The sequence below is a fragment of the Bradyrhizobium sp. BLXBL-01 genome, from assembly GCF_051853025.1.
GTDB lineage: Bacteria > Pseudomonadota > Alphaproteobacteria > Rhizobiales > Xanthobacteraceae > Bradyrhizobium.
In genome coordinates, this window is record NZ_CP182471.1 from 6,834,772 (window position 1) to 6,857,835 (window position 23,064).

The 23,064-nt window shown below is 66.7% G+C and carries 22 protein-coding genes; 8 read left to right on the plus strand and 14 right to left on the minus strand.

Features of this window, described 5'->3' with window-relative positions; translation table 11 throughout:
• The first annotated feature begins 57 nt into the window (after positions 1-57).
• On the plus strand, positions 58-261 hold the full coding sequence (locus ACNJYA_RS31715) for a YodC family protein (RefSeq protein ID WP_172785906.1): 204 nt from the start codon (positions 58-60) through the stop codon (positions 259-261).
• Between the two features lie 63 nt (positions 262-324).
• Here the strand turns inward: ACNJYA_RS31715 and ACNJYA_RS31720 are convergent, their stop codons facing one another.
• The 7 genes from ACNJYA_RS31720 to ACNJYA_RS31750 form a co-directional block, all read right to left on the minus strand.
• Complete coding sequence (locus ACNJYA_RS31720; protein ID WP_025038166.1) at positions 325-678, minus strand: cupin domain-containing protein; 354 nt, start codon at positions 676-678, stop codon at positions 325-327.
• A 263-nt stretch (positions 679-941) separates the two neighbouring features.
• Entirely contained in the window at positions 942-1,772 is an 831-nt protein-coding gene (locus ACNJYA_RS31725) for an outer membrane protein (RefSeq protein ID WP_439364343.1), read from the minus strand.
• Between the two features lie 234 nt (positions 1,773-2,006).
• On the minus strand, positions 2,007-2,777 hold the full coding sequence (locus ACNJYA_RS31730; RefSeq protein ID WP_439364344.1) for a TSUP family transporter: 771 nt from the start codon (positions 2,775-2,777) through the stop codon (positions 2,007-2,009).
• Positions 2,774-4,030, minus strand: a complete 1,257-nt coding sequence (locus ACNJYA_RS31735; RefSeq protein ID WP_439364345.1) for a CCA tRNA nucleotidyltransferase — start codon at positions 4,028-4,030, stop codon at positions 2,774-2,776. The genes ACNJYA_RS31730 and ACNJYA_RS31735 overlap by 4 nt, the downstream gene beginning before the upstream one ends.
• Before the next feature lie 10 nt (positions 4,031-4,040).
• A complete protein-coding gene (locus ACNJYA_RS31740; protein ID WP_172785901.1) occupies positions 4,041-4,304 on the minus strand; it encodes a DUF6111 family protein in 264 nt (87 codons plus the stop codon).
• Positions 4,301-4,972: a CoA pyrophosphatase gene (locus ACNJYA_RS31745; protein WP_212259048.1), complete on the minus strand. Its 672-nt coding sequence runs from the start codon at positions 4,970-4,972 to the stop codon at positions 4,301-4,303. Before ACNJYA_RS31745 ends, ACNJYA_RS31740 begins: the two co-directional genes overlap by 4 nt.
• A gap of 2 nt (positions 4,973-4,974) precedes the next feature.
• Positions 4,975-5,586 (minus strand): DUF1285 domain-containing protein, encoded by a 612-nt coding sequence (locus ACNJYA_RS31750; protein ID WP_439364346.1) that lies wholly within the window; start codon positions 5,584-5,586, stop codon positions 4,975-4,977.
• Positions 5,587-5,852: 266 nt separating this feature from the next.
• Here ACNJYA_RS31750 and ACNJYA_RS31755 point away from each other — a divergent pair, with 266 nt between their 5' ends.
• The 6 genes from ACNJYA_RS31755 to ACNJYA_RS31780 all read left to right on the plus strand — a co-directional run bounded on the left by ACNJYA_RS31755 (position 5,853) and on the right by ACNJYA_RS31780 (position 15,745).
• Complete coding sequence (locus ACNJYA_RS31755; RefSeq protein ID WP_025038173.1) at positions 5,853-6,851, plus strand: AAA family ATPase; 999 nt, start codon at positions 5,853-5,855, stop codon at positions 6,849-6,851.
• Positions 6,851-7,795, plus strand: coding sequence for a DUF58 domain-containing protein (locus ACNJYA_RS31760; RefSeq protein WP_439364347.1), 945 nt, complete (start codon positions 6,851-6,853; stop codon positions 7,793-7,795). Before ACNJYA_RS31755 ends, ACNJYA_RS31760 begins: the two co-directional genes overlap by 1 nt.
• Entirely contained in the window at positions 7,792-10,602 is a 2,811-nt protein-coding gene (locus ACNJYA_RS31765; protein ID WP_439364348.1) for a DUF4159 domain-containing protein, read from the plus strand. Before ACNJYA_RS31760 ends, ACNJYA_RS31765 begins: the two co-directional genes overlap by 4 nt.
• A 7-nt stretch (positions 10,603-10,609) precedes the next feature.
• Positions 10,610-12,673 (plus strand): hypothetical protein, encoded by a 2,064-nt coding sequence (locus ACNJYA_RS31770; RefSeq protein ID WP_439364349.1) that lies wholly within the window; start codon positions 10,610-10,612, stop codon positions 12,671-12,673.
• A gap of 143 nt (positions 12,674-12,816) precedes the next feature.
• Positions 12,817-13,221: a DUF2946 family protein gene (locus ACNJYA_RS31775; protein ID WP_439364350.1), complete on the plus strand. Its 405-nt coding sequence runs from the start codon at positions 12,817-12,819 to the stop codon at positions 13,219-13,221.
• 145 nt (positions 13,222-13,366) lie between these two features.
• The gene (locus ACNJYA_RS31780) at positions 13,367-15,745 is read left to right on the plus strand and encodes a TonB-dependent receptor (RefSeq protein ID WP_439364351.1); all 2,379 of its coding nucleotides are present in this window, start codon (positions 13,367-13,369) and stop codon (positions 15,743-15,745) included.
• Between the two features lie 167 nt (positions 15,746-15,912).
• On the opposite strand, the gene ACNJYA_RS31785 is transcribed toward ACNJYA_RS31780, so the two are convergent.
• The 4 genes from ACNJYA_RS31785 to ACNJYA_RS31800 all read right to left on the minus strand — a co-directional run bounded on the left by ACNJYA_RS31785 (position 15,913) and on the right by ACNJYA_RS31800 (position 19,155).
• Positions 15,913-16,428 (minus strand): GNAT family N-acetyltransferase, encoded by a 516-nt coding sequence (locus ACNJYA_RS31785; RefSeq protein WP_439364352.1) that lies wholly within the window; start codon positions 16,426-16,428, stop codon positions 15,913-15,915.
• A gap of 97 nt (positions 16,429-16,525) precedes the next feature.
• Positions 16,526-17,467, minus strand: a complete 942-nt coding sequence (locus ACNJYA_RS31790) for a glycosyltransferase family 2 protein (RefSeq protein ID WP_439364353.1) — start codon at positions 17,465-17,467, stop codon at positions 16,526-16,528.
• Complete coding sequence (locus ACNJYA_RS31795; protein ID WP_439364354.1) at positions 17,464-18,615, minus strand: hypothetical protein; 1,152 nt, start codon at positions 18,613-18,615, stop codon at positions 17,464-17,466. Before ACNJYA_RS31795 ends, ACNJYA_RS31790 begins: the two co-directional genes overlap by 4 nt.
• 48 nt (positions 18,616-18,663) lie before the next feature.
• Complete coding sequence (locus ACNJYA_RS31800; protein ID WP_172785889.1) at positions 18,664-19,155, minus strand: NUDIX domain-containing protein; 492 nt, start codon at positions 19,153-19,155, stop codon at positions 18,664-18,666.
• Between the two features lie 92 nt (positions 19,156-19,247).
• On the opposite strand from ACNJYA_RS31800, the gene ACNJYA_RS31805 reads away from it, so the two are divergent.
• Complete coding sequence (locus tag ACNJYA_RS31805; protein WP_439364355.1) at positions 19,248-20,132, plus strand: metallophosphoesterase family protein; 885 nt, start codon at positions 19,248-19,250, stop codon at positions 20,130-20,132.
• A gap of 121 nt (positions 20,133-20,253) precedes the next feature.
• Here the strand turns inward: ACNJYA_RS31805 and ACNJYA_RS31810 are convergent, their stop codons facing one another.
• The 3 genes from ACNJYA_RS31810 to ACNJYA_RS31820 form a co-directional block, all read right to left on the minus strand.
• Positions 20,254-20,808, minus strand: a complete 555-nt coding sequence (locus ACNJYA_RS31810) for a hypothetical protein (RefSeq protein WP_212259041.1) — start codon at positions 20,806-20,808, stop codon at positions 20,254-20,256.
• Positions 20,809-21,015: 207 nt separating this feature from the next.
• The gene (locus ACNJYA_RS31815) at positions 21,016-21,228 is read right to left on the minus strand and encodes a DUF4170 domain-containing protein (protein ID WP_024341447.1); all 213 of its coding nucleotides are present in this window, start codon (positions 21,226-21,228) and stop codon (positions 21,016-21,018) included.
• Positions 21,229-21,299: 71 nt separating this feature from the next.
• Positions 21,300-22,934, minus strand: coding sequence for an isocitrate lyase (locus tag ACNJYA_RS31820; protein ID WP_172785887.1), 1,635 nt, complete (start codon positions 22,932-22,934; stop codon positions 21,300-21,302).
• Positions 22,935-23,064 lie beyond the last annotated feature (130 nt).

A 23,064-nucleotide genomic window follows, 5' to 3' on the forward strand; every position in this document is an offset into this window, starting at 1 on the left:
GCCTGTCATGACGGCCTGTTAGCGTCGGCCCTGTCGATCAACCCGAAAGGACAATCCATGGATCTGAAGGCCGGCGATGTCGTGATGCTGAAATCCGGCGGTCAGCCGCTGACCGTCGCGGAGGTGAAGGACAACGAGGTGCTGTGCCTGTGGATGGGCATGGAAGGCGACCTGTTCCGCGAGACGCTGCCGCTCGCCGTGCTCGTGCAGGTGGAAGAGGACGACGAGGACGACGAAGACGAAGATGATGACGAGGAGTAGGCACTTCTCGGACCGCATTCTCGTGAGAGCCGCGCTCTTCCCCTGATGACGGGCGCGGGTTGATCAGACGAGGATACGAGGCGCCGCCGTGGCTTTGTCTCCCGAATTCGGTGTCCCCGTCGGTTCGATCAAGAGTATGTGCACTTCCCCATGCGCCACCGGCCGGTGCTCGACGCCCTTCGGCACGACAAAGACCTCGCCGGGGTTGAGGGTGACCGTGCGATCCCGCAGCTCGATGTCGAGCGTCCCGCTGAGCACGAGAAAGAAGTCGTCCGTGTCCTCGTGCTTGTGCCAATGAAATGGCCCCTCGAGCTTGGCCACCATGATGTCGTTGTCGTTATAGGTCGCGACGGTTCGCGGGGAGAAGCGATCGGTGAACGTTGCGAGCTTCTCGGCGAGATTTGCGGGGGCTTTCATCGCGTTTCCTCAGGTGACGACTTCCAGCCCGAATATGGTGACCGGCTACCCTCCTGGAAGGGATAGCACGACCCTGTTTGGGAACACGAGACTGCGACGTGGCGGAATGTGGTTCTACGCGACCCGCGCGTAGAATGGGAGAGCCCTTACGAAACTCATCAGGGATGCTGCTCGCCGCACCGGCGGTGCGTGAATGATGACCAGGATGGAGGCGATGGGTTTCGCAAGGGCGAAACCCATCCTCCGAGCTGATGTCGGCCGGATCAGAACCGATAGTTGATGCCGCCCTTGGCGGTATGAAGCTGAACCTCGGTGTCCGTGAAGGACGCTCCGGGGAATGCAAGAGCATTGCCGTTCGACTTTCCGAGATTGATGTAGATGTACTCGGCCTTGAACGTCCAGCGCGGGTCGAAAGCCCATTCAAGGCCGCCACCCGCGGAGAAACCCACCTGGACTTCCGACGAGGACGCGCTTCGCGTCAGGGCCGGGAAGAAGCCGTTGAAATTGGCAATATTCGGCGTGGCGAGATTGGAGGTGAAGATGCTGTTCTTGACGTGGCCCCAGGCGAAGCCACCGGTACCGTAGATCAAGAGATTGTTCGCCGCGTATCCGAGACGTCCGCGGACCGTGCCGAAGACATCGATTTCCTGCTTGAGATTGAATACGCCGGTGAAGGCGCCATTGTCGCCGCCGATCGTTCCAGTGACGCTGAAGGGGCGGCTCGCCGTCTCCTTGATGGCTGCGCCGCTGACATCCGCCTCCAGACCGTACACAAACGTGCCGGACTGCCAGTTATAGCCGATTTGGCCGCCGCCGAAGCCACCCTTGGGACTCACATCCAGGGAGAACGGCCCCGTGCCACCCGTGACGACATAGCCGGGGACCGTCCCGGTTGCGAGCGCGCCCGGATCGAAGGTCGCGGTCGGATCGCTCCAGCCATAACCGCCATGCACGCCGGCATAAAAACCGGTCCAGCTGAATGCGACCGGCGCGGGCGGCGCCTTGGTGTAAGCCCTGCCGAGGTCGGCCGCGACGGCGCCCTGGGACAGACACAGAGCCGAGACCAGAAGGACAGCAGAGACGATGGACTTCATAACTTCCCTCAACGTTGTGCGCGTGACAAGGCGGCGCCTTGCCGCGTGAGCACTCGTCAAACCGCCGATGACCGGCCGTCCGCTTGAGCCGAGTTATAGAGGTGATCTTGCATTGCGGCTGTAGCATCGGGAACACAGCGTAGCGCGCGAAGTTCGCCTGACGCGACGCAGCTCAGATTGTCGCGACGTCAATTGCTCCTAAGACGCCAAGAACGCCATTTCAGCCGGCGTCGTCTACGCCAAGAGCTGCCTCGCCGCTGCCGAGATCATCACCAGCCCGCCGGTGATCACGGCGGCATCGAGGATCGCCGTGTGAATCTGCACCGGCATCCGTTCGACGAAGGCCTTTGCGAGGAACGCGCCGGGCACGGCCATGCCGCCGATCAGCAGCGCCAAGGCGAGCACCTGCGCGGTGACGGCGCCGGCGAGGCCGAACACCGAGATCTTGATGAGGCCTGTGCCGAGCGAGATCATCGCATCGGTCGCGATCACGGCGGCGCCTTCGAGCCCTGCGGCCATCAACAGCGAGAGCAGGATCACGCCGGAGCCCGAGGTGCCGCCGACCAGGACGCCGTAACCGACCGAGCCGGCGGCAAGGCCGGCGTCGCCGATCTTCACTGCGCGGCGGCGGAGCACGCGGCGCAGCGGCACGCTCAGGATCAGCATGGTGCCGATCACGAGCGCGGCGCCGGCATTGGTGAGGCGGGTGTAGCCATAGGCGCCGAGTGCGGTGGTCAGCGCGGCGCAGGCCAGCACGATCAGCACGCGGCGGCGGTCGGCATAGCGGACATAGGCAAGCGCGCGGCTCGCATTGGTCAGCATCGCGGAGATCGCGATGATCGGCACGACGGGCTCGGCACCGACCATCGGCACCAGCACCAAGGGCATCAGCGCGCCGGTGCCGTAGCCGGCGAGACCGCCGATGATCGAAGCAAACAACGCCATTGCTGCGACCAGCAGAAGCTGCAGAAGCGAGATATCGGCGAAGCCTGAGACGATGGTCAATCTTTCTGGTCGCGCGTGACGCGGGCGACAGCTTGATCGGCGATGGCAGCGAGTGCGGCTTGCTCTAATGGGAAATCCGCCGCGAGCCAAGCGTCCTCGGCGAGCGTCAACACATGTCCGAGCGCGGGTCCTTCGGCGAGACCGCGCGCAATGAAGTCGGCGGCCTTCAGCGGAAATTTCGGCGCAGTCCAGCGCTGCGGCAACTCGGCGAGCGCGCGCCAGCGCGGCGACTGCACGTCAGCGGCGGCGCGGGCCCAGCCCAGCAATACGCGATCGTGATAGCGCTCGGGCCCGAGCCGGTACAGCAAGCGCCGTGCCTTGGCTTCGTCCTTGGTGGCGAAGCGCCACCAGCGGTGCCCCATCGAATCCAGCGCCTTGGCCTCGGCATTGGAGAGCCGCAGGCGCAAGGCGAGGCGCTTGGCGTCTTCGGTGACGGCGACCGAGAGCGCGGCGAGGCGCCGCGTGCTGCTGGGGCTGAGGCCGAGCTCGCGCTCGATCGCGATCATCGCCTCCAGGGGGCCCGTATAGACGACGCCGCCGATCAGCGTTTGCAGCAATCCGCCCTCGGCCATGGCGAGCGCCGCCGCGGAGGCGCCGCCGGCCAGCAGCAGCTTGAGCATCTCCATGCGCACCCGCTCGGCCGACAGGTTCGCCAGGCCCGCGCGTCCCCGGATGCAGGCGAGATAGCCGTCGCGGTCGGGCTCGCCGGCGCCGAAGGCGGCGTGGATGCGGAAGAAGCGCAGAATGCGCAGATAATCCTCGGCGATGCGCTGGTCGGGATCGCCGATGAAGCGCACGCGCCGCGCTTTGGCGTCGTTGATGCCGCCGACATAATCGTAGACGACGCCGCGCGCATCGACCGACAGGCCGTTCATGGTGAAGTCGCGCCGCTCGGCATCCTTCACCCAGTCGCGGCCGAACGCGACCTTGGCCTTGCGGCCGAAGGTCTCGGTGTCCTCGCGCAGCGTCGTGACTTCATAGGGGTGGGCGTCGATCACCAGCGTGACGGTGCCGTGGTCGATGCCGGTCGGCACGCTCTTGATGCCGGCAGCCTTGGCACGCCGTAGCACTTCGTCCGGCAGCGCCGTGGTCGCGATGTCGATGTCGCCAGGCGCAAGACCGAGCAGCGCGTTGCGCACGGCGCCGCCGACCACCCGCGCCTCCTCGCCATCGGTGCCGAGCAGCGCCAGGACGCGCGCGGTCCCGCCTGCGGTCAGCCAGGGCGCATCGGCGAGTAAAGGCTCCGCGCTCATGGGCCGGCCCCTATTTTTCCACGCCCGGCACGAGCTTGCCGTTCTCGATATGGGCGGGGACGTAGGTCGAATCCGGCGGCGCGCCGGAGAAATGCGCAAGCCCGATCAGGCCGGCGATGACCAGCACGATCGCCGCCAGCGCAAGGCGCGCGACGATCGCGACCGGCCAGGACGAGCGCGCGAACAGGCCGGAGCGCGTGGCGGCGAGGAACAGCGCATAGACGGCAAACGGGATGAGGAAGATTCCGATCTCGGTCAGAACCGTCCGGATCATGATGAATAGATCCGCTCATACAGCACACGCAGCATTCCGGCCGTCGCACCCCAGATGTAGCGTTCCGCAAACGGCATCGCGTAATAGGATCGCGGCGTGCCGCGGAATTCCTTGCTGTGCACCTGGTGGTTCACCGGATTCATCAGGAAGGATAGCGGCACCTCGAACGCATCATCAACCTCGGAATGGTTGATGCTGAGCGAAAAGCCCGGCCTGACCTTCGCGACCGTCGGCAGGATGCGGAAGCCGAAGGCGGTGCCGTAGAGATCGAGATAGCCGAGCGGCTCGACGAAGTCGCGTGACAGCCCGACCTCCTCTTCGGCCTCGCGCAGCGCCGCATCCAGCGGCGAGGCATCGGTGGCGTCGATCTTGCCGCCGGGAAACGCGATCTGGCCGGCATGGTCGTTGAGATGCGCCGAGCGCTGCGTCAGCAGGATGGTCGGCTCGGGATGGTCGACCACCGCGATCAGGACCGCTGCCGGGCGCACCGGCTGCTCGCGCGCGATGATCTCGAGCATCTTGTCGGTGCCGGGATCGCCCGAGGCGGGGATGATGTTGGGATCGTAGAGGCCGGGCGGCACGTCGAAGCCGAGCCTCGCCCGGGAGCGGGCGAAGAAATCCGCAGCGCCAAGCGCGACGGGCTCGTTCGTCAGGATAAGGTTGTTCAAGTTCAAAGCGCCGCCCTCACCTGCTCTGCGTCGGCCATGGCGAAGAATTCGCCGGCCGACTCGACACCGAACATCGGCAGGCCATCGACCATCCGCTCCTCGCCCATGTCAACCAGATCGTAATAGAGCGCGCGCGTGACTTTGGCCCAGAGGTCGGCGCGAACATGCAAGTACGGCGTCAGTCCGCCGTCCGCCGCCTGCTCGAAGCGCAGCCTGTGCGCGGCATCGCAGGTGACCCAGTCGTCGACATTGGTGCGGAAGCGCAGCACGCGATGGCTGTCCTCGCCGTCCTTCTGCATCTCGACCGCCATGAATGGCGCATCATCGACGCGGATGCCGACCTTCTCCACTGGCGTGACCAGGAAATGCTTGTCGCCCTCGCGCTTGAGAATGGTCGAGAACAGCCGCACCAAGGCAAGACGCCCGATTGGCGTCCCCAGATAGAACCAAGTACCATCGGAGGCGATTCGGATGTCGAGATCGCCGCAAAACGGCGGATTCCACAGATGCACCGGAGGGAGGCCCTTTTTGGCGCCTTCGGCATTGGCAGCGCTTTTGGCGGCGGCAGTCAGCCCTTCAAGACCGCGATCGGCGCTCTGCCCTTGGTTCGCCATGGTTTGCCCTGACTTTGTCATTTGGCACGATTGGTGCAGGTCTACGTTGTCGATTGGCGCTCGGTTCCACCCGGATTAGTCCGGTGTGGAGGTCGCCACTTCGTGATGCCGTACATACCCCGAAGCCGATAAGGTGGGGATAGGTTAATTCAACGAATACATGGCCTTCCTGCAAGTCTAGCATGGGCCCATGATCTGGCGTGATGACCTGACGCGACAGGCTCACGATGCAAGCAAGCCGCGTGGCAGGCTGAAGGAGCAAGCGAATGGCGGAGAGTGTCGAGAAACTCGAGGACGGGATCGTCCGTTCGGCCGAGCAGGTGTCGAGCCAGGTTCGCGCGGCCAAGGACGCGATCGCCTCCGTCATCTTCGGTCAGGATCGCGTGATCGAGAACACGCTGGTCACCATCCTCTCCGGTGGCCATGCGCTCCTGATCGGCGTGCCGGGCCTTGCCAAGACCAAGCTGGTGGAGACGCTCGGCGTCACGCTCGGTCTCGACGCCAAGCGCATCCAGTTCACGCCCGATCTGATGCCCTCGGACATTCTCGGCGCCGAAGTGCTGGACGAGAGCACCGCGGGAAGGCGCGCCTTCCGCTTCATTGCCGGTCCCGTGTTCGCGCAGCTCCTGATGGCCGACGAGATCAACCGCGCGAGCCCGCGCACGCAATCGGCGCTGCTGCAGGCGATGCAGGAGCAGCACATCACCGTTGCCGGTGCGCGCCATGATCTGCCGAAACCTTTCCACGTGCTCGCGACGCAAAACCCGCTGGAACAGGAAGGCACCTATCCGTTGCCCGAAGCGCAGCTCGACCGCTTCCTGATGGAGATCGACGTCGACTATCCCGACCGCGATGCCGAGCGCCGCATCCTGTTCGAAACCACGGGCGCGGAGGAGACGCTGGCCAAGGGCGCGATGACGCCCGATGCGCTGATCACCGCGCAGCGCCTGATCCGGCGCCTGCCGGTCGGCGATTCCGTGGTGGAGGCGATCCTGTCGCTGGTGCGCTCGGCCCGCCCGGGTCCGGACGCCGGCGAAGCCGGCAAGTTCATTGCCTGGGGCCCCGGCCCGCGCGCCAGCCAATCGCTGATGCTGGCGGTGCGCGCGCGGGCGCTGATCGACGGGCGCCTCGCGCCCTCGATCGACGACGTGCTCGACCTTGCCGAGCCCGTGCTGAAGCACCGCATGGCGCTGACGTTCCAGGCGCGCGCCGAAGGCCGCACGATTCCGGACGTGATCCGGCAATTGAAGACACGGATCGGTTGATGGCAGCAGAGAACGGGCGGGCAGCGAAGGAGATACTGGCGATCCGACGTGCCGATGGCGAAAGCCGCACGCTCGCCGCTTCGTTGCCGCGCCTGGTGCTCGAGGCCCGCCGCATCGCCGCCAACGTCATCCACGGCCTGCATGGACGGCGCCGCGCCGGCTCCGGCGAAAATTTCTGGCAGTACCGCCGCTTCGTCTCGGGTGAACCGGCACAGAACGTCGACTGGCGCCGCTCGGCGCGCGACGACCATCTCTATGTGCGCGAGCTGGAATGGGAAGCCTCGCACACGGTCTGGATCTGGCCGGACCGCTCGCCCTCGATGGCGTTCGCCTCCAAGACCGCGCGCGAGTCCAAGCTGGAGCGGACGCTGATCGTTGCCTTCGCGCTGGCCGAGCTGCTCGTCGCCGGCGGCGAGCGCGTCGGCATTCCCGGACTGATGCCACCGACCGCAAGCCGCAGCGTCATCGACAAGATGGCGCAGGCGATGCTGCATGACGATGCCGACCGCCTCAGCCTGCCGCCGTCCTTCGTTCCGGCCGCGCTGGCCGAGATCATCGTGCTGTCGGATTTCTGGTCGCCGATCTCCGAGATCAGCACGACGCTCGCCGGCCTCTCCGGCTCGGGCGCCCACGGCACGATGGTGCAGGTGGTCGATCCCGCCGAGGAATCGTTTCCCTATTCCGGCCGCGTCGAGTTCGTCGAGCCGGAAGGCTTTGGCGTGATCACCGCCGGCCGCGCCGAGAGCTGGGCGCAGGACTACACCGCGCGCCTCGCGCTGCACCGCGACCAGATCCGCGCCGAGACGGGCAAGCTCGACTGGCTGTTCACGACGCACGCCACCGACCGCTCCGCCGCCGAGCTCTTGCTGTTCCTGCATGCCGGCATGCAGGTGAGCAAGTCGGGCGCACGCACCACGACGATCAAGGCGGGGCCGGCCGCATGATGGGATTGCCGCTCGCCTTCACGCAACCGCTGCTCCTGATCGGCCTGATCAGCCTGCCCGTGCTGTGGTGGCTGCTGCGCGTGATGCCGCCGCGGCCGCGCCGCATCGAGTTTCCACCGACGCGGCTGTTGTTCGACATCACGCCGCGGGAAGAGACGCCCTCGCGGACGCCGTGGTGGCTGACCGCCCTCCGCCTGCTCGCCGCCGCGCTGGTGATCTTCGCCGCCGCCGGCCCGATCTGGAATCCGCAAACGGGCCTCGCCGGCAGCAAGGCGCCGCTGATGATCATGTTCGACGACGGCTGGAGCGCCGCATCGCACTGGGACGTCAGGATCAGGACCGCGGACGAGCTGATCGCCAATGCCGACAATGACGGCCGTGGCATCGCGCTGGTGCCGCTCTCGGAGCCGAACCGCGACATCACCCTGATGCCGGCAGGGGCGGCGCGCGTCGCGCTGCGGCAACTCGCGCCAAAGCCCTATTCGATCGACCGCGTCGAGACGCTGGCCGCGGTCGACCGTTTCCTCAAGGTCACCGGCGACTGCGAGATCGCCTGGCTCTCCGACGGCGTCGACACCGGCCGCGGCGAGGACTTCGTGGCCGGCCTCGGCAAGACCATCGGCGACCGCAGCCTGACCGTGTTCGAAGGCGGCGCCTCCTCGCCGCTGGCCCTGGTCGCCGCGGAGAACGCCGCGGCGAAGATGACGGTGAAGGTGCTGCGCACCGATGGCGGGATTGCGGTCGGCACGGTGCGCGCGCTGGACCAGAAGGCATCCCCGATCGGCGAAGCGCGTTATTCGTTCGGTCCGCAGGACAAGGAAACCGAAGCGGCGTTCGACCTGCCGGTCGAGCTGCGCAACGACATCACGCGGCTCGAGATCTCCGGCGAACGCTCGGCCGGCGCGGTGCAGCTGCTCGACAAGCGCTGGCGCCGCCGCGCCATCGGCATCGTCTCGGGCGCGACCAGCGAGACCGCGCAGCCGCTGCTGGCGCCGACCTTCTATCTCACCCGCGCGCTGGCCCCGTTCGCCGACGTCAGGCTCGCCGACAAGGGCTCGCCGCAGCAGGGCATCACGCAGTTTCTGGACCAGAAGCTGCCGATGATCATCCTCGCCGATGTCGGCACCATCGCCCCCGAGCTGCGCGAACGCCTCAATGCCTGGGTCGACCAGGGCGGCGTGCTGGTGCGGTTCGCTGGGCCCCGGCTGGCACAGGCGGAGGACGACCTCGTGCCGGTCAAGCTGCGCAAGGGCGGCCGCACGCTCGGCGGCAGCCTGACCTGGGAGAAGCCGCAGCATCTCGCCTCTTTCGCGGGCGACGGCCCGTTTGCCGGCGTCGCGGTCCCCAAGGACGTCACCGTGAGCCGCCAGGTGCTGGCCGAGCCCGACGCCGTGCTCGCCACCAAGAGCTGGGCCTCGCTGGAAGACGGCACGCCGCTCGTCACCGGCGAGCATCGCGGCAAGGGCCTCGTCAGCCTGTTCCACGTCAGCGCCGACATGCGCTGGTCGGATCTGCCGATGTCGGGCACCTTCGTCGAAATGCTGCGGCGGGTCGTCGACATGTCCGGCTATACGGCGAAGCCCGGCGCCGGCGTTGCCAGCGAAGCGACCACTGAGACGGTGGCGCCGCTGCACATCCTCGACGGATTTGGCGCGTTCGGTCCGCCGCCCGCGACTGCCAAGCCGCTGCCCGCGGACTATCGCGACCGCGCCACATCAGATCATCCGCCCGGCTTCTACGGTCCGGCAGAAGGACCGCTCGCCGTGAACACGCTTGCCAGCGCCGACCGCATCGCCGCACTGAACACCGCGAGCCTGCGCGCCCGGCACGCCACCTACACCAATGCCGAGCCGCGCGACCTGCGCGGCTGGCTGCTGTCGACGGCGCTCGCGCTGTTCCTGATCGACGCCATCATCGTCGCGGTGCTCGGCGGCGGGATTGCCGCGCTGCTGCGCCGTCGCGCCGCGCCCGCGACGATCGTGCTCGCCCTGCTCGCGGGATTCGCGGCGCTCTCGCCGGCGCCGTCGCGCGCCGACGGCGTCACGGACGAGTTCGCGATGAAGTCGGTATCGCAGACTCGCCTCGCCTATGTCGTGACAGGCAATGCCGACGTCGATTCCATCGTTAAGGCCGGGATGAACGGGCTGACGCTGTTCCTGGCCCAGCGCACTGCGCTCGAGGCCGGCGATCCCGTCGGCGTCGATCCCGCGCGCGACGAGCTCGCCTTCTTCCCGCTGATCTACTGGCCGATCGTGCCGGGCGCGCCGAAGCCGCCACAGGACGCCATCAACAGGATCGACGCCTACATGAAGCAGGGCGGCACCGTGCTGTTCGACACCCGCGACGCGATCGAGGCACCGCCCGGCGCGAACGGCGCGGCGCAGACCCCGGCCATGCAGACGCTGCGCGAGATCCTGTCCTCGCTCGATGTGCCCGAGCTCGAGCCGGTGCCGCGCGAGCACGTGCTGACCAAGACCTTCTACCTGCTGCGCGACTTCCCGGGCCGCTTCACGGCCGGCCAGACCTGGGTCGAGACGTTGCCGCGCGAAGAGGACGATGAGAGCGCGCAGCGGCCGGCGCGCGGCGGCGACGGCGTCTCGCCGATCATCATCACCTCGAACGACCTGGCCGGCGCCTGGGCGGTGCGGCCCGACGGACAGGCCATGCTGCCGGTGACCGGCGGCGACCCCCGCCAGCGCGAATTCGCCTACCGCGCCGGCGCCAACATCGTGATGTACACGCTGACCGGCAACTACAAGGCCGACCAGGTGCACGCGCCGGCGCTGATCGAACGGCTGGGGCAATAGGATCGACATGAATTACGGCATCGCGTTCACACCGCTTGTTCCCTCGATCGTGCTGTGGCTCGCGCTCGCCGCGATCGTCGTCATTGCGCTTGTGCTGCTGCTGGCGCGCGCGCGCGGCGCTGCGGTGCGCGTGGCCGCGCTGGCGCTGTTCCTGCTGGCGCTCGCGAATCCCTCCTTCACGCGCGAGGACCGTGATCCGCTCACCTCGGTCGCCGCCATCGTCGTCGACAAGAGCCCGAGCCAGAACTTCGGCAACCGCACTCGCGAAGCTGCGCAAGCGCAGGAGGCGCTGGTCGACAGCCTGAAGAAGATCAAGGGCCTCGAGGTCCGCGTCGTCGACGCCGGACAGGCCGACGGCGAGACCGACGGCACGAAACTGTTCGGGGCACTGGCCTCGGCCTTGGCGGACGTCCCGGTCGACCGCGTCGCCGGCGCGTTCCTGATCACCGACGGCCGCGTCCACGATATTCCGGCGAACACAGCCGCGCTCGGCTTCCAGGCGCCGGTGCACGCGCTGGTCACCGGCCAGAAGGACGAGCGCGACCGCCGCATCGCGATCACCGCCGCACCGCGCTTCGGCATCGTCGGGCAGACCCAGACCATCTCCTACCGCCTCGACGACCAGGGCGTTTCCGGCGAGCGTGCCAGGGTCACGGTCCGCCGCGACGGCGAGGTCATCAACGAGCGCACGCTGTCGAGCGGTCAGGCCGCGAGCGTCGACGTCGACATCAAGCATGCCGGGCCGAACATCGTCGAGATCGAGGCTTCGCCGCTCGAGCGCGAATTGACGCCGGTGAACAACCGCGCCGTGGTGGCCATCGACGGCGTGCGCGACAAGCTGCGCGTGCTCCTAGTCTCGGGCGAGCCGCATTCGGGCGAGCGCACCTGGCGCAATCTGCTCAAGTCCGACGCCAGCGTCGACCTCGTCCATTTCACCATTCTGCGCCCGCCGGAGAAGCAGGACGGCACGCCGATCAACGAATTGTCGTTGATCGCATTTCCGACCCGCGAGCTGTTCCAGCAGAAGATCAACGAATTCCAGCTGATCATCTTCGACCGCTACGCCCGCCAGGGCGTGCTGCCGATCCCTTATTTCGAGAACATGGCGCGTTATGTGCGCGCAGGCGGCGCTGTGCTGGTCTCGGCCGGCCCCGACTATGCCTCGAACAGCAGCATCTGGCGCACGCCGCTGGATTCGGTGCTGCCGGCCGAGCCCGTCGGCGTCACCGAGAAGCCGTTCTATGCGCATCTGTCCGACATCGGCAAACGTCATCCCGTCACGCGCGGGCTGGAAGGCTCCGCCAGCGAGCCGCCGCGCTGGAGCCGGTTCTTCCGCACCGTCGACACCCGCAACGCGGTCAACCCGCCCGTCATGACCGGCGTCGACGGCAAGCCGCTGCTGTTCCTGTCGCGCTTCGGCGAGGGCCGCGTCGCGCTCCTGCTGTCCGACCACATCTGGCTGTGGGCGCGCGGCTATGAGGGCGGCGGCCCGCATCTCGACCTGCTCCGGCGGATGTCGCACTGGCTGATGAAGCAGCCTGATCTCGACGAAGAAGCGCTGCGCCTCCAGGTGCAGGGCAAGGACCTCGTCGTGGTGCGCCAGACCATGGCGGACAGCGTCCAGCCTGTCAGCGTGACCTCGCCGTCGGGCGTGTCGCAGGATCTGACGCTCTCGCCCGGCGATCCCGGCGAGTGGCGCGCCAGCCTGCCGGCCAACGAGCTCGGCCTGTGGCAGGCCACCGACGGCACGCTGAAGGCGCTGATCAATGTCGGCCCGACCAATCCGAAGGAGTTTTCGGAAGTCACCTCCACGGTCGATACGTTGAAGCCGCTGACACAGGCGACGGGCGGCGATGCCGTGCGTGTGGCCGCTGGCTCGAGCGTCGAGCTGCCGCGCATCCTGCCGGTTCGCTCGGTCGGCATGTTCCACGGCGACGGCTGGATGGGCGTGCGGATGCGCGACGCCAGCGTGGTCAAGGGCGTCGGCGTGCTGCCGATCTTCTCCGGCCTGATCGGTCTTCTGCTGCTGCTCGGCGCGTTTGCGGCGACGTGGGTCCGCGAGGGACGCTAGTTGCCCGAACGACACATCGGCTGGGCGGCCTGCATGCGCCGATCCCGGCTGCCGTTGACATCGGTGAACCGATCGGGCGATGTTATACTATAACATCGCGGCGTCCTGGGATTGACGCTCCGGTGTGGGGGTGGCGTTTCCAGATGAAGTGGTTCCGGTCGAATAGCAGGCACGGCGCCCGGCTCGCGTTGTTCGCGATGCTGGTGCAGCTCGCGCTGACATTCGGCCACAGCCATTGGTTTGCGCAGGCCGCGCCGCTTGCTCAATCCTCAGCCGAGCAGACCGACAGCACCAAGGGCGTTGCTGCGATCGACCGCGCCGCGGTGCAGAAGCAGTCGCCGGCCGGCCCTGACCGCGAGCATTCGGGCGAAGATAATTGTGCCATCTGCGCCATCATCGCGATGGCGGGCACAATCGTGTCGGCGACGCCGCCCGTGCTGTTGCTGCCGCAGGCGATCGAGCTGCTCCAGCGCACCCTCGACGCCGAGTTCGCTCATCTGACATCGGCCGGCACGGCGTTCCAGCCGCGCGCCCCTCCTGTTTCCTGATCTCCAACGCTTGATCACGCCCAGCCTCGCCGTGCATCGGCAAGTGCCTGGGAGAAGTTGAAGTCGAATTCCGTCGCATAGCGACGGCAGGCCGCCTCCGATCAGCAGAGCATCATCCGGACGGCGCCTGGGTGGAATCAGGACCATGTCATTTCAATTGCGACGCGCGCAGCGCCTTGGCGGAGCAAGCCTGCTCCTGCTCGGCGCCGCCGCTACAGCTGCGTTCGCCCAAGACTCGGCGCAACAGCCGGCACAGGACAAATCGTCGACCGAGATCCCCGCCGTCACCGTGACGGCGCCGAGCCCGATCGTGCGTCGAGCGGTGCCGTCGCGCAGCGCAGGCCGCGGCACGCGGACCGCGCGGGTGCGCAGCCGCGAGCAGACGGCGGAAGCGGCGCCGGCAGCGCCCGTGCCCGCCGCGCCCCAGCAGGGCGTTTTACCTGTCGTGACCAACCAGTTCGCCACCGTCACCGTGGTGCCGAACGAGGAGATCCGCCGCGAGGGCGGCGGCCAGCTCGGCGATCTCCTGTTCTCCAAGCCCGGGATCACCGGATCGAGCTTCGCGCCCGGCGCCTCCAGCCGGCCGATCATCAGGGGTCTCGACGTCAACCGCGTCGGCATCGTCGAGAACGGCACCAATGGCGGCGGCGCCTCCGACCTCGGCGAGGATCATTTCGTCCCGATCGATCCGCTCGCGACCAACCAGGTCGAGGTGGTGCGCGGGCCGGCGGCGCTGCGCTACGGCTCGACCTCGATCGGCGGCGTGGTCAGCGCCACCAACAACCGGATTCCGGACGCGCTGCCCTCCTGCGCGCCGTCGTTCCAGGCCTACGGCCTGCCGACTAAGGCCCCGCTCGCGAACGCTGCGACGTCGCCCTGCGTCACCGCGGAGACGCGCACCGCGTTCTCTTCGGTCGACCGCGGCATCGAGAGCGGCGTGCTGCTCGACGCCGGCGGCGGCAATTTTGCCTTCCATGCCGACGCCTATGGCCGCGCCACCTCGGACTATTACATCCCGAGCTATCCCTATCTGACCGACCAGTCGCGCCCCGTGAACGGCCGCCAGCCGAACTCGGCGACGCGCTCGGACGGCGCATCGATCGGCGGCTCGTACTTCTTCCAGGGCGGCTATATCGGCGCATCGATCACGCAGAACGATTCGCTCTACCACATCCCCGGCATCGACGGCGCCGACCACAAGACGCGGATTGACGCTCACCAGACCAAGATCAACGTCAAGGGCGAGTACCGCCCCGACGCGGCTGCGATCGATACGATCCGGTTCTGGGCCGGCGCGACCGACTACCGGCACAACGAGATTGGCCTTGCCGATCCCGCCGACCTCAACAGCGACGGCATCCGGCAAACCTTCACCAACAAGGAGCAGGAGATCCGCACCGAGGTGCAGCTGATGCCGTTCAACGCGCGCTTCGCCGAAGTGACGACGGCGCTGGGCTTCCAGGTCGGGCACCAGGAATTGAGCGCGCCGAGCCCCGACAATCCCGGCACGCTGTTCAACGGGCTGTGGGATCCCAACACCAACACGCGCGTCGCGGCTTACGCCTTCAACGAGTTCAAGTTCTCGGAAGCGACGCGGGCGCAGATCGCCGGCCGGATCGAGCATGTCGAGCTGCACGGCACGACGCCGAACTTCCCGGCGGATTACCTGCCCGACGGCACGCCGCAGGCGGCGATCGCGCGCAACCCGTCCTTCACGCCGAAGAGCGGCAGCATCGGGCTGCTGCAGGATTTGCCGGGCGGAATGGTCGGCAGCATCACCGCGCAATATGTCGAGCGCGCGCCGAAGGCAGCCGAGCTGTTCTCCCGCGGTGGCCATGATGCGACCGCGACTTTCGACATCGGCAATCCGAACCTCACGATCGAGACCGCGAAATCGATCGAGCTCGGCGTCCGCAGGGCGACGGGGCCGTTCCGGTTCGAGGCGACGGTCTACTACACGCATTTCGACAATTTCATCTATCGCCGCCTCACCGGCGTGAGCTGCGACGACGATTTTGCGTCCTGCGGCACGCCGGGGGCCGAGCTGAACCAGGCGGTCTACTCGCAACGCAATGCGAACTTCCGTGGCGGCGAATTCCAGTCGCAGCTGGACATCGGCGCGTTCCAGGGCGGCATCTGGGGCATCGAGAACCAGCTCGACGTGGTCCGCGCCACCTTCTCCGACGGCACCAACGTGCCGCGGATTCCGCCGGTGCGCATGGGCGGCGGCGTGTTCTGGCGCGACGACAATTGGCTGATGCGCGTCAACCTGTTGCACGCCTTCGCGCAGAACAACGTCGCCGTGATCGCGGAGACGCCTACGGCGGGCTACAATCTCTTGAAGGCCGAGGTCAGCTACAAGACCAAGCTCGACCGCAACTGGTTCGGCGCGCGCGAGATGATGGCCGGCATCGTCGGCAACAATCTCCTCAACGAGAACATTCGCAACCATGTGTCCTACACCAAGGACGAGGTCTTGATGCCCGGCATCGGCGTGCGGGCGTTCGCGAATTTCAAGTTCTAGGTGACGACAAACACCGTCATTGCGAGGAGCCCTTGCGACGAAGCAATCCAGACTGCCACCGCAGAAAGATTCTGGATTGCTTCGCTGAGCCTGTGTAATCCGGGGTCTCGCGTCGCGGGGAGACCTTCCCGGATTGCGCTGCGCTTTATCCGGGCTACGCGCCACTCCTACTTCCGCGCCTTGCTCCAGTCGGGGCCGACCGCGCCCGACACGCCCTCGAAGGCGCCGTCGACGAGCTCGAACACCAGGATGCGGGCGGCATCGACGGGACCTGGCATGGTGACGCGGCCCTTCGGCACCGGCTTGAAGCCGACGCGGCTGTAATAGGCCTCGTCGCCGACCAGCAGCACCAGGCGGTGACCTTTCGCCTTGGCGTCCTTCACCGCGCGCTCCATCAACTGACGGCCGATGCCGCGGTCGCGGAACGGCGGCTCGACGGTGAGCGGCCCGAGCAGCAGCGCCGGCGTGTCGCCGATCAGGATCGGCAATTGCCGGACGGAGCCGACCAGGAGCGTGCCGATGCGGGCGGTAAAGGACAGATCGAGCAGATGGTCGACGTGCTCGCGGATCCGGTAGGCGCTCAGCACGAAGCGGCCGGGGCCGAAGGTGCGTTCGTGCAGCCGCTCGATGGCCTGGGCGTCGCCGGCGGCTTCGGGAAGGATGGTCAGTGAGAGATCGTTCATGTCAATTCGCGGAGTAGCACTTGCGCCTGCGGAGGTCCATGGGCGCCATCGGTGCCGGGCCTGGCCTCTCCCCAGCGGAGCGAGCTGCAGGCCTGCCTCAGCCTGCGTCCCGGTTCGACGCCGGCTGGGACAAATAGGTCAGCATCTTCATCTCCCGCCGCCCTCGCGTCACCGTGTCGAGCACGAGCCCTGATGACACCGACAGCAGGGCCATGATCATCAGGCCCATCGACAGCACCGCGGTAGGCAGGCGCGGCACGAGCCCGGTTTCGATGAAAGTGATCACGATCGGGATCGCGAGGATGATCGAGGCCAGCGCCAGCAGGATTCCGATCACCGTGAAGAAGCGCAACGGCCGTTCGGAACGGTAGAGCTTCAGCATGGTGCCGAGGATGCGAAAGCCGTCGCGCCAGGTGTTGAGCTTGGAGAACGAGCCTTCGGGGCGCGCGTAATAGGGCGTCTCGACCTCGGCGACCGGCAGCGACAATTCCAGCGCATAGACCGCAAGCTCGGTCTCGATCTCGAAACCGTCGGAGAGGACGGGGAAGGATTTGACGAAGCGGCGCGAGAACACCCGGTAGCCGGACAGGATGTCCTTGAAAGCGTGGCCGAAGGTCGAGGACAAAAAGCCGGTCAGCATGCGGTTGCCGGTGCGATGGCCGAGCCGATAGGCGGCCTGGACCTGATCGACACGCAGGCCGACCACCATGTCGAGATGATCGTCGAGCAGCCTGTCGATCATGCGCGGCGCGCTCGGCGCATCGTAGGTCGCATCGCCGTCGACCAGCACATAGACGTCGGCCTCGACGTCCGCGAACATGCGGCGCACGACGTGGCCCTTGCCCTGCCGGCGCTCGCTGCGCACGATCGCGCCGGCTTCGCGCGCGACCTCGGCGGTCCGGTCGCGCGAATTGTTGTCGTAGACGTAGATCTGCGCCGAGGGCAGCGCTTTGCGGAAATCGGCCACGACGGTCGCGACCGCGGCCTCCTCGTTGTAGCAGGGCACCAGCACGGCGATGCGAAACTGCGCTGAGGTCATCGCGACGGCACTCCGAGGCTTGTCGGCTCGCGCCCGAGCGGCGTGGCCTGCCGTGCCTGCTCCGGCTGCATCAGCCATGCGAACGCGACACTCCACAGCGAGAGCATCGCAATCGGCACGATGTAGTAGGGCGTGAAGATCGGATGGCTCAGGAAGAAGCCGAGGTTGACGACGAGATTGGCGGCGGCGACGAGCGCCACCTGCCGCACGCTGCCCTCGCCTACCCGCAACAGAAAGGCCGTGGTGCCGATCGCCAGCACGATCAGCACGAATTGCATGTCGCGCAGATAATGGCCGAGCACGGCAAGGTCGAAGGCCGGCGCGACCACGTCGGCGCTGCCATAGGTCGTGGCCAGCGGGCTGCCGGCATTGATGGCCTGCGCAACCAGGGTCGGGGCCATGCCGGCGAGGACAGCGACGCCGAAGCCGAGCCCCTGCGCGAAGCCTGACAGCGTCCGTGTTCGCAGGAACGCAAGGGCCAGATAGATGGCATAGCCGGCCGCGAGCAGCGCATTCGGCAATCTGAAATTGACGGAGGCACCGAGCAGGAGGCCGACCAGCGCAATCAGCAGCACGCTGCGTTTCTCCCTGGTCAGCCACAACGCGGTCAGGAATCCCGCGACCGCGCAGAGCGCCATGGTCGGCGCGATCGAATAGCTCGCCTTGGCCGGGTTGATCATGAGATAGACGGCAAGCGCGCCGAACAGGCCGGCGCCGACGATGGCAGGCAGCGTGCGTGCCATGGCAATGCCCGTCAGCGCGAGGCCGCAGACAATCAGGCTCGCGGCGATGTACAGCGGCACCACCTGGTTGCCTTCGGGAAACAGCGCCAGCAGGAAGCCGGTGCCCGGCGGATATTGCATCACGACCTTGCCGCTCGGCATCGGGTTGTGGCACGGCCAGCGCAGCGGGTCCTGCCATTCGGCGAACGCGATCTGCTTCAGCTTGCCTTCGAAATACTGGTCGTAGTCCAGGTGGGCATTGGTGTTGAGCCCACCGATGCCGAGGCGCTGGAACAGATGCGCCTGGCGGAGATAGCAGATGTCGTCATAGACCCCGCGTGCCTCGCTCCAGCGTGACATCGTGACGATGTTGCTGGCGAGGATCGCAATACAGATCAGGCCGAAGGCGAGCTTGGCAATTTTCATCCGGTCTTCCGTGGCGCGCGTCAAGCGGGTTACTAGCACAGGCCGCCCTCAGCGCCACGTCGCAATCAACGGCTTGCCACCGAGCACCTCGGCGATCCGCAGCCGCGTGCCGGGCGTGGTGCCCTCGGGCAACGCGGCATTGTCGAAGAACCCGCATTCGACGATCTCGCGGTTGGGCTCAGGGACGCGATCCTGCCTGAACTGCCTGACCACGTAGACCGCGACGTGGTCGCGGCGGGAGACGTGGCTGTTGAGGAAGACGCCGTGCAGGATCGCCTCGCCGGTCAGGTCGATGTCGCCCTCCTCCTTGAGCTCGCGCCGCAGCGCCTCTTCCATGGTCTCGCCGAAATCGACGCCGCCGCCAGGCAAATACCAGCCGCTGACGTAGCTGTGCCTGACCAGGAAGACGCGATTGTCGGCATCCAGCACCACGGCGCGCACGCCCAGCGTCATGCCGCGGACGAGCAGGAAATAGACGTGGAAGACCCGCCGCAGCAGCGGCTCGGCTTTCCGTCGGGCTCGGTTCAGACGTTCTCCCATCAGGCTTCCTCGACGCCCCTGCTCGGGCCCTGCTTGCGCGACGCGCGCGACCTTGCCATTACAGCGGAGCAATAGCGAGGCATTCGCGCGCCATGACTCCCTTCACGCTGGCCCATCTGTCCGATCCGCATCTGGCGCCTATGCCGAAGCCGCGGCTGATCGAGCTCGCGGGCAAGCGCGCGCTCGGCTATGTCAACTGGACCCGCAACCGCCACAAGTACCAGCGCCGCGAGGTGCTCGATGCGCTCGTTGCCGACATGAAGGCGCAGGCGCCCGACCACATCGCAGTGACGGGCGATCTCGTCAACCTGGCGCTGGAGGCGGAGTTCGCGCCGGCGCTGGCCTGGCTCGAAAGCGTCGGCCCGCCCGACCGCGTGACCGCGATTCCCGGCAATCACGACGCCTATGTCAGCGCGACGCGGCATCGCTTCGGCGAGACGTTCCTGCACTACATCGCCGCGGACACACCCGGCGGTGCAGCCTTCCCCGCGGTGCGCCGGCGCGGGCCGCTGGCGTTGATCAGCCTGTCCACGGCGGTGCCGACCCTGCCGCTGATGGCGACCGGCACGCTCGGGCGCGATCAGCTCGCTGCGCTTGCGGAGGTGCTCAAGCGGCTCGCGGCGGAAGACGTCTTCCGCGTGCTGCTGGTGCATCATCCGCTGAAATCCAGCGCGCGGGCGAAGCGGATGACCGACGCGCCGGAGCTGCTGGCGCTGTTGAAGCGCCACGGCGTCGAGCTGGTCCTGCACGGGCACGATCACATTCATTCGACGATGTGGTTCGAGGGTCCGAACGGCAACATTCCCGCGCTCGGCGTGCCCTCGGCCTCCGCGCTCGCGCACGGACGCTATCCCGCGGCGGCGTACAATCTGTTCACCATCGAGAAGGACAATGCCGGCTGGCGCTGCGAGCAGACGGTGCGAAGCCTCGGGGCTGGATTTCAGATCGGGCAGATCAAGCATGTGCGGTTGATTTGAGGTCTCCGTCACTCCGGGGCGCGCGAAGCGCGAGCCCGGAATCCATTCATCGCCATGCGCTGCTGCCCGATGGATTCCGGGCTCATGCTGCGCATGCCCCGGAATGACGGCGGAGAGAGCCTCACCAGTTCCGCAAGACCGCGAGCACTGCGAGCCCGAACAACGCGGCAGCGCCGAGCACGAAGCCGAACACGAACGGCCAGAGGCGCGAGCGGCGCGGCGGCGCGGCGGCCGGGGCCTGCGGTTCGGGCGCGATCACCATCGCACGCTCGCGCTCGATCATGCGGCGCGCGACATAGTCGGTGACGGCCTCGACGATCATTGCGGTGTCGTGCGATTCGGCGAGCACGATGCGGCCGAAGCGGGTGTCCTGGACGAATCGGTACATCCGCTTGTCGCGGCCCATCACGATGTGGGCGACGACGTCGATCCAGAGCCGCGGCGTATCGCCCTGGCTGATGCCGCGGTCGAACAGGTCGATCTGATCGGGCACCTGCGCGAACAGGGGATCGAGCGCGTCGTTGAGGATCTCGAGCCGCGCCACCTCGGCGTCGCGCAGATCGACGACGACGCCGGTCCGGTCGGCCGCCTCGATCCGCGCGCGCAGCAGCGCATCGCGCAGCCGCACCGGGCGCGGCTGGCCGGGATGGGTCCCGCTGGTCTCGGGCTCTGACATTGTCGGCCTCGTCCTCGACTTTATCCCGATTAACCTATCAGCAACCAAACCCTCCGCAAAGGCCCACAATTCCAGAGACTTACGGCGCCCACAGCCGTTTCGCCTGTGCCAAAAGCAGACGATCCCACCCAGGCTTGAGGCCTGGATGGGACCATCCGTCCTTGGACGTCTTCTTGTTTCAGATTGTTTCAGCTCGGCAGCTGCCGATCAGGCTGCCGGGGCGCGCTGCGGCTCTTCAACGATCGAGAAGCGGACGCCGGCCTTGTGGCGGCTCTCTTCCGATACCTCGCGCCAGCAGTCCTCGGCTTCCTTGCGGGTCTTGAACGGACCTTTGACCTGGGCCGAGCCTTCGACGAGCTTGTGGAAGTTCATCGAGCCGAACTCGCCGCCGATCACCCAGAAATTGCTGCCTTTGGTCATTGTCAGTCTCCTGTTGAGGTGCGTGACCGGCCTGGACTCCAAGCTGGCTTCCAGACCGGTCCGATCCGCCGTTAGCCGAACTGGTTCATCGTGTTGTGGGCGCCGCCCGCCTTCAGGGCAGCTTCGCCCGCGAAGTACTCCTTGTGGTCGTCACCGATGTCGGAGCCAGCCATGTTCTGGTGCTTCACGCAGGCGATGCCCTGACGGATCTCGGCGCGCTGGACGTTCTTGACGTAGCCGAGCATGCCCTGCTCGCCGAAATACTCGCGGGCGAGATTGTCGGTCGAGAGCGCCGCCGTGTGATAGGTCGGCAGCGTGATCAGGTGGTGGAAGATGCCGGCGCGCTTGGCCGAATCCGCCTGGAAGGTGCGGATGCGCTCGTCGGCTTCCTTCGCCAGCGGCGTGTCGTCGTACTCCGCCTTCATCAGCTCGGCACGGTTGTACTTGCTGACGTCCTGGCCCGCTTCCTTCATCGCGTCGTAGACCTGCCAACGGAAGTTGAGCGTCCAGTTGAACGACGGCGAGTTGTTATAGGCGAGCTTGGCATTCGGCACGACCTTGCGGATGCGGTCGACCATGCTCGCGATCTGCTCGATATGCGGCTTCTCGGTCTCGATCCAGAGCAGGTCGGCGCCGTTCTGCAGCGAGGTGATGCAATCGAGCACGCAGCGGTCTGCACCGGTGCCGGGGCGGAACTGGTAGAGGTTGGAGGGCAGCCGCTTCGGGCGCATCAACTTGCCGTTGCGGTTGATGATGACGTCGCCGTTCTTGGCGTTCTCCGCGGTGATTTCCTCGCAATCGAGGAAGCTGTTGTACTGGTCGCCGATGTCGCCGGGCTTGTGGCTGACCGCGATCTGCTGCGTCAGGCCGGCGCCGAGCGAGTCGGTGCGGGTCACGACGATGCCGTCTTCGACGCCGAGCTCGAGGAAGGCGTGGCGGCAGGCGCGGATCTTCGCCAGGAAGACGTCATGCGGCACGGTGACCTTGCCGTCCTGGTGACCGCACTGCTTCTCGTCGGAGACCTGGTTCTCGATCTGCAGCGCGCAGGCACCCGCCTCGATCATCTTCTTGGCAAGCAGATAGGTCGCCTCGGCGTTGCCGAAGCCGGCATCGATGTCGGCGATGACGGGGACGACGTGGGTCTGGAAGTTGTCGATCTTCTCGATCAGCTCCTTCTCGCGGGCCTTGTCCCCTTCCTTGCGCGCCTTGTCGAGCAGACGGAAGATGTCGTTGAGCTCGCGCGAATCGGCCTGCCGCAGGAAGGTGTAGAGCTCCTCGATCAGCGCCGGCACCGAGGTCTTCTCGTGCATCGACTGGTCGGGCAGCGGACCGAACTCGGAGCGCAGCGCCGCGATCATCCAGCCCGAGAGATACAGATAGGTGCGGTCGGTCTTGCCGCCGAAGTGCTTCTTGACCGAGATCAGCTTCTGCTGGGCGATGAAGCCGTGCCAGCAGCCCAGCGACTGCGTGTACTTGGTCGGATCCTTGTCATAGGCGGCCATGTCGGCACGCATCACGGCCGCGGTGTAGCGGGCGATGTCGAGGCCGGTCTTGAAACGGTTCTGCAGGCGCATGCGCGCGACGGCCTCGGCCGACACGCCATTCCAGGTCGGCTGGGTCTCGAGGAGCGCCTGAGCCGCCTTGACCTCGTCCTGATACGAGGACGGACCCTGGAGGGTGCTGATGCCGCGGGGCTGGTAGTTCATGTGCCTGATCCTTTCGCTGACGATGGCAGGACGGCCATCGACATTCTTGACAATGCATTGCGAGATGCGTGTCAGGAGGTAAACGCGAAAAGACAAAGTTCGTATAGATGGCTTGTTTTTTATTGATGAT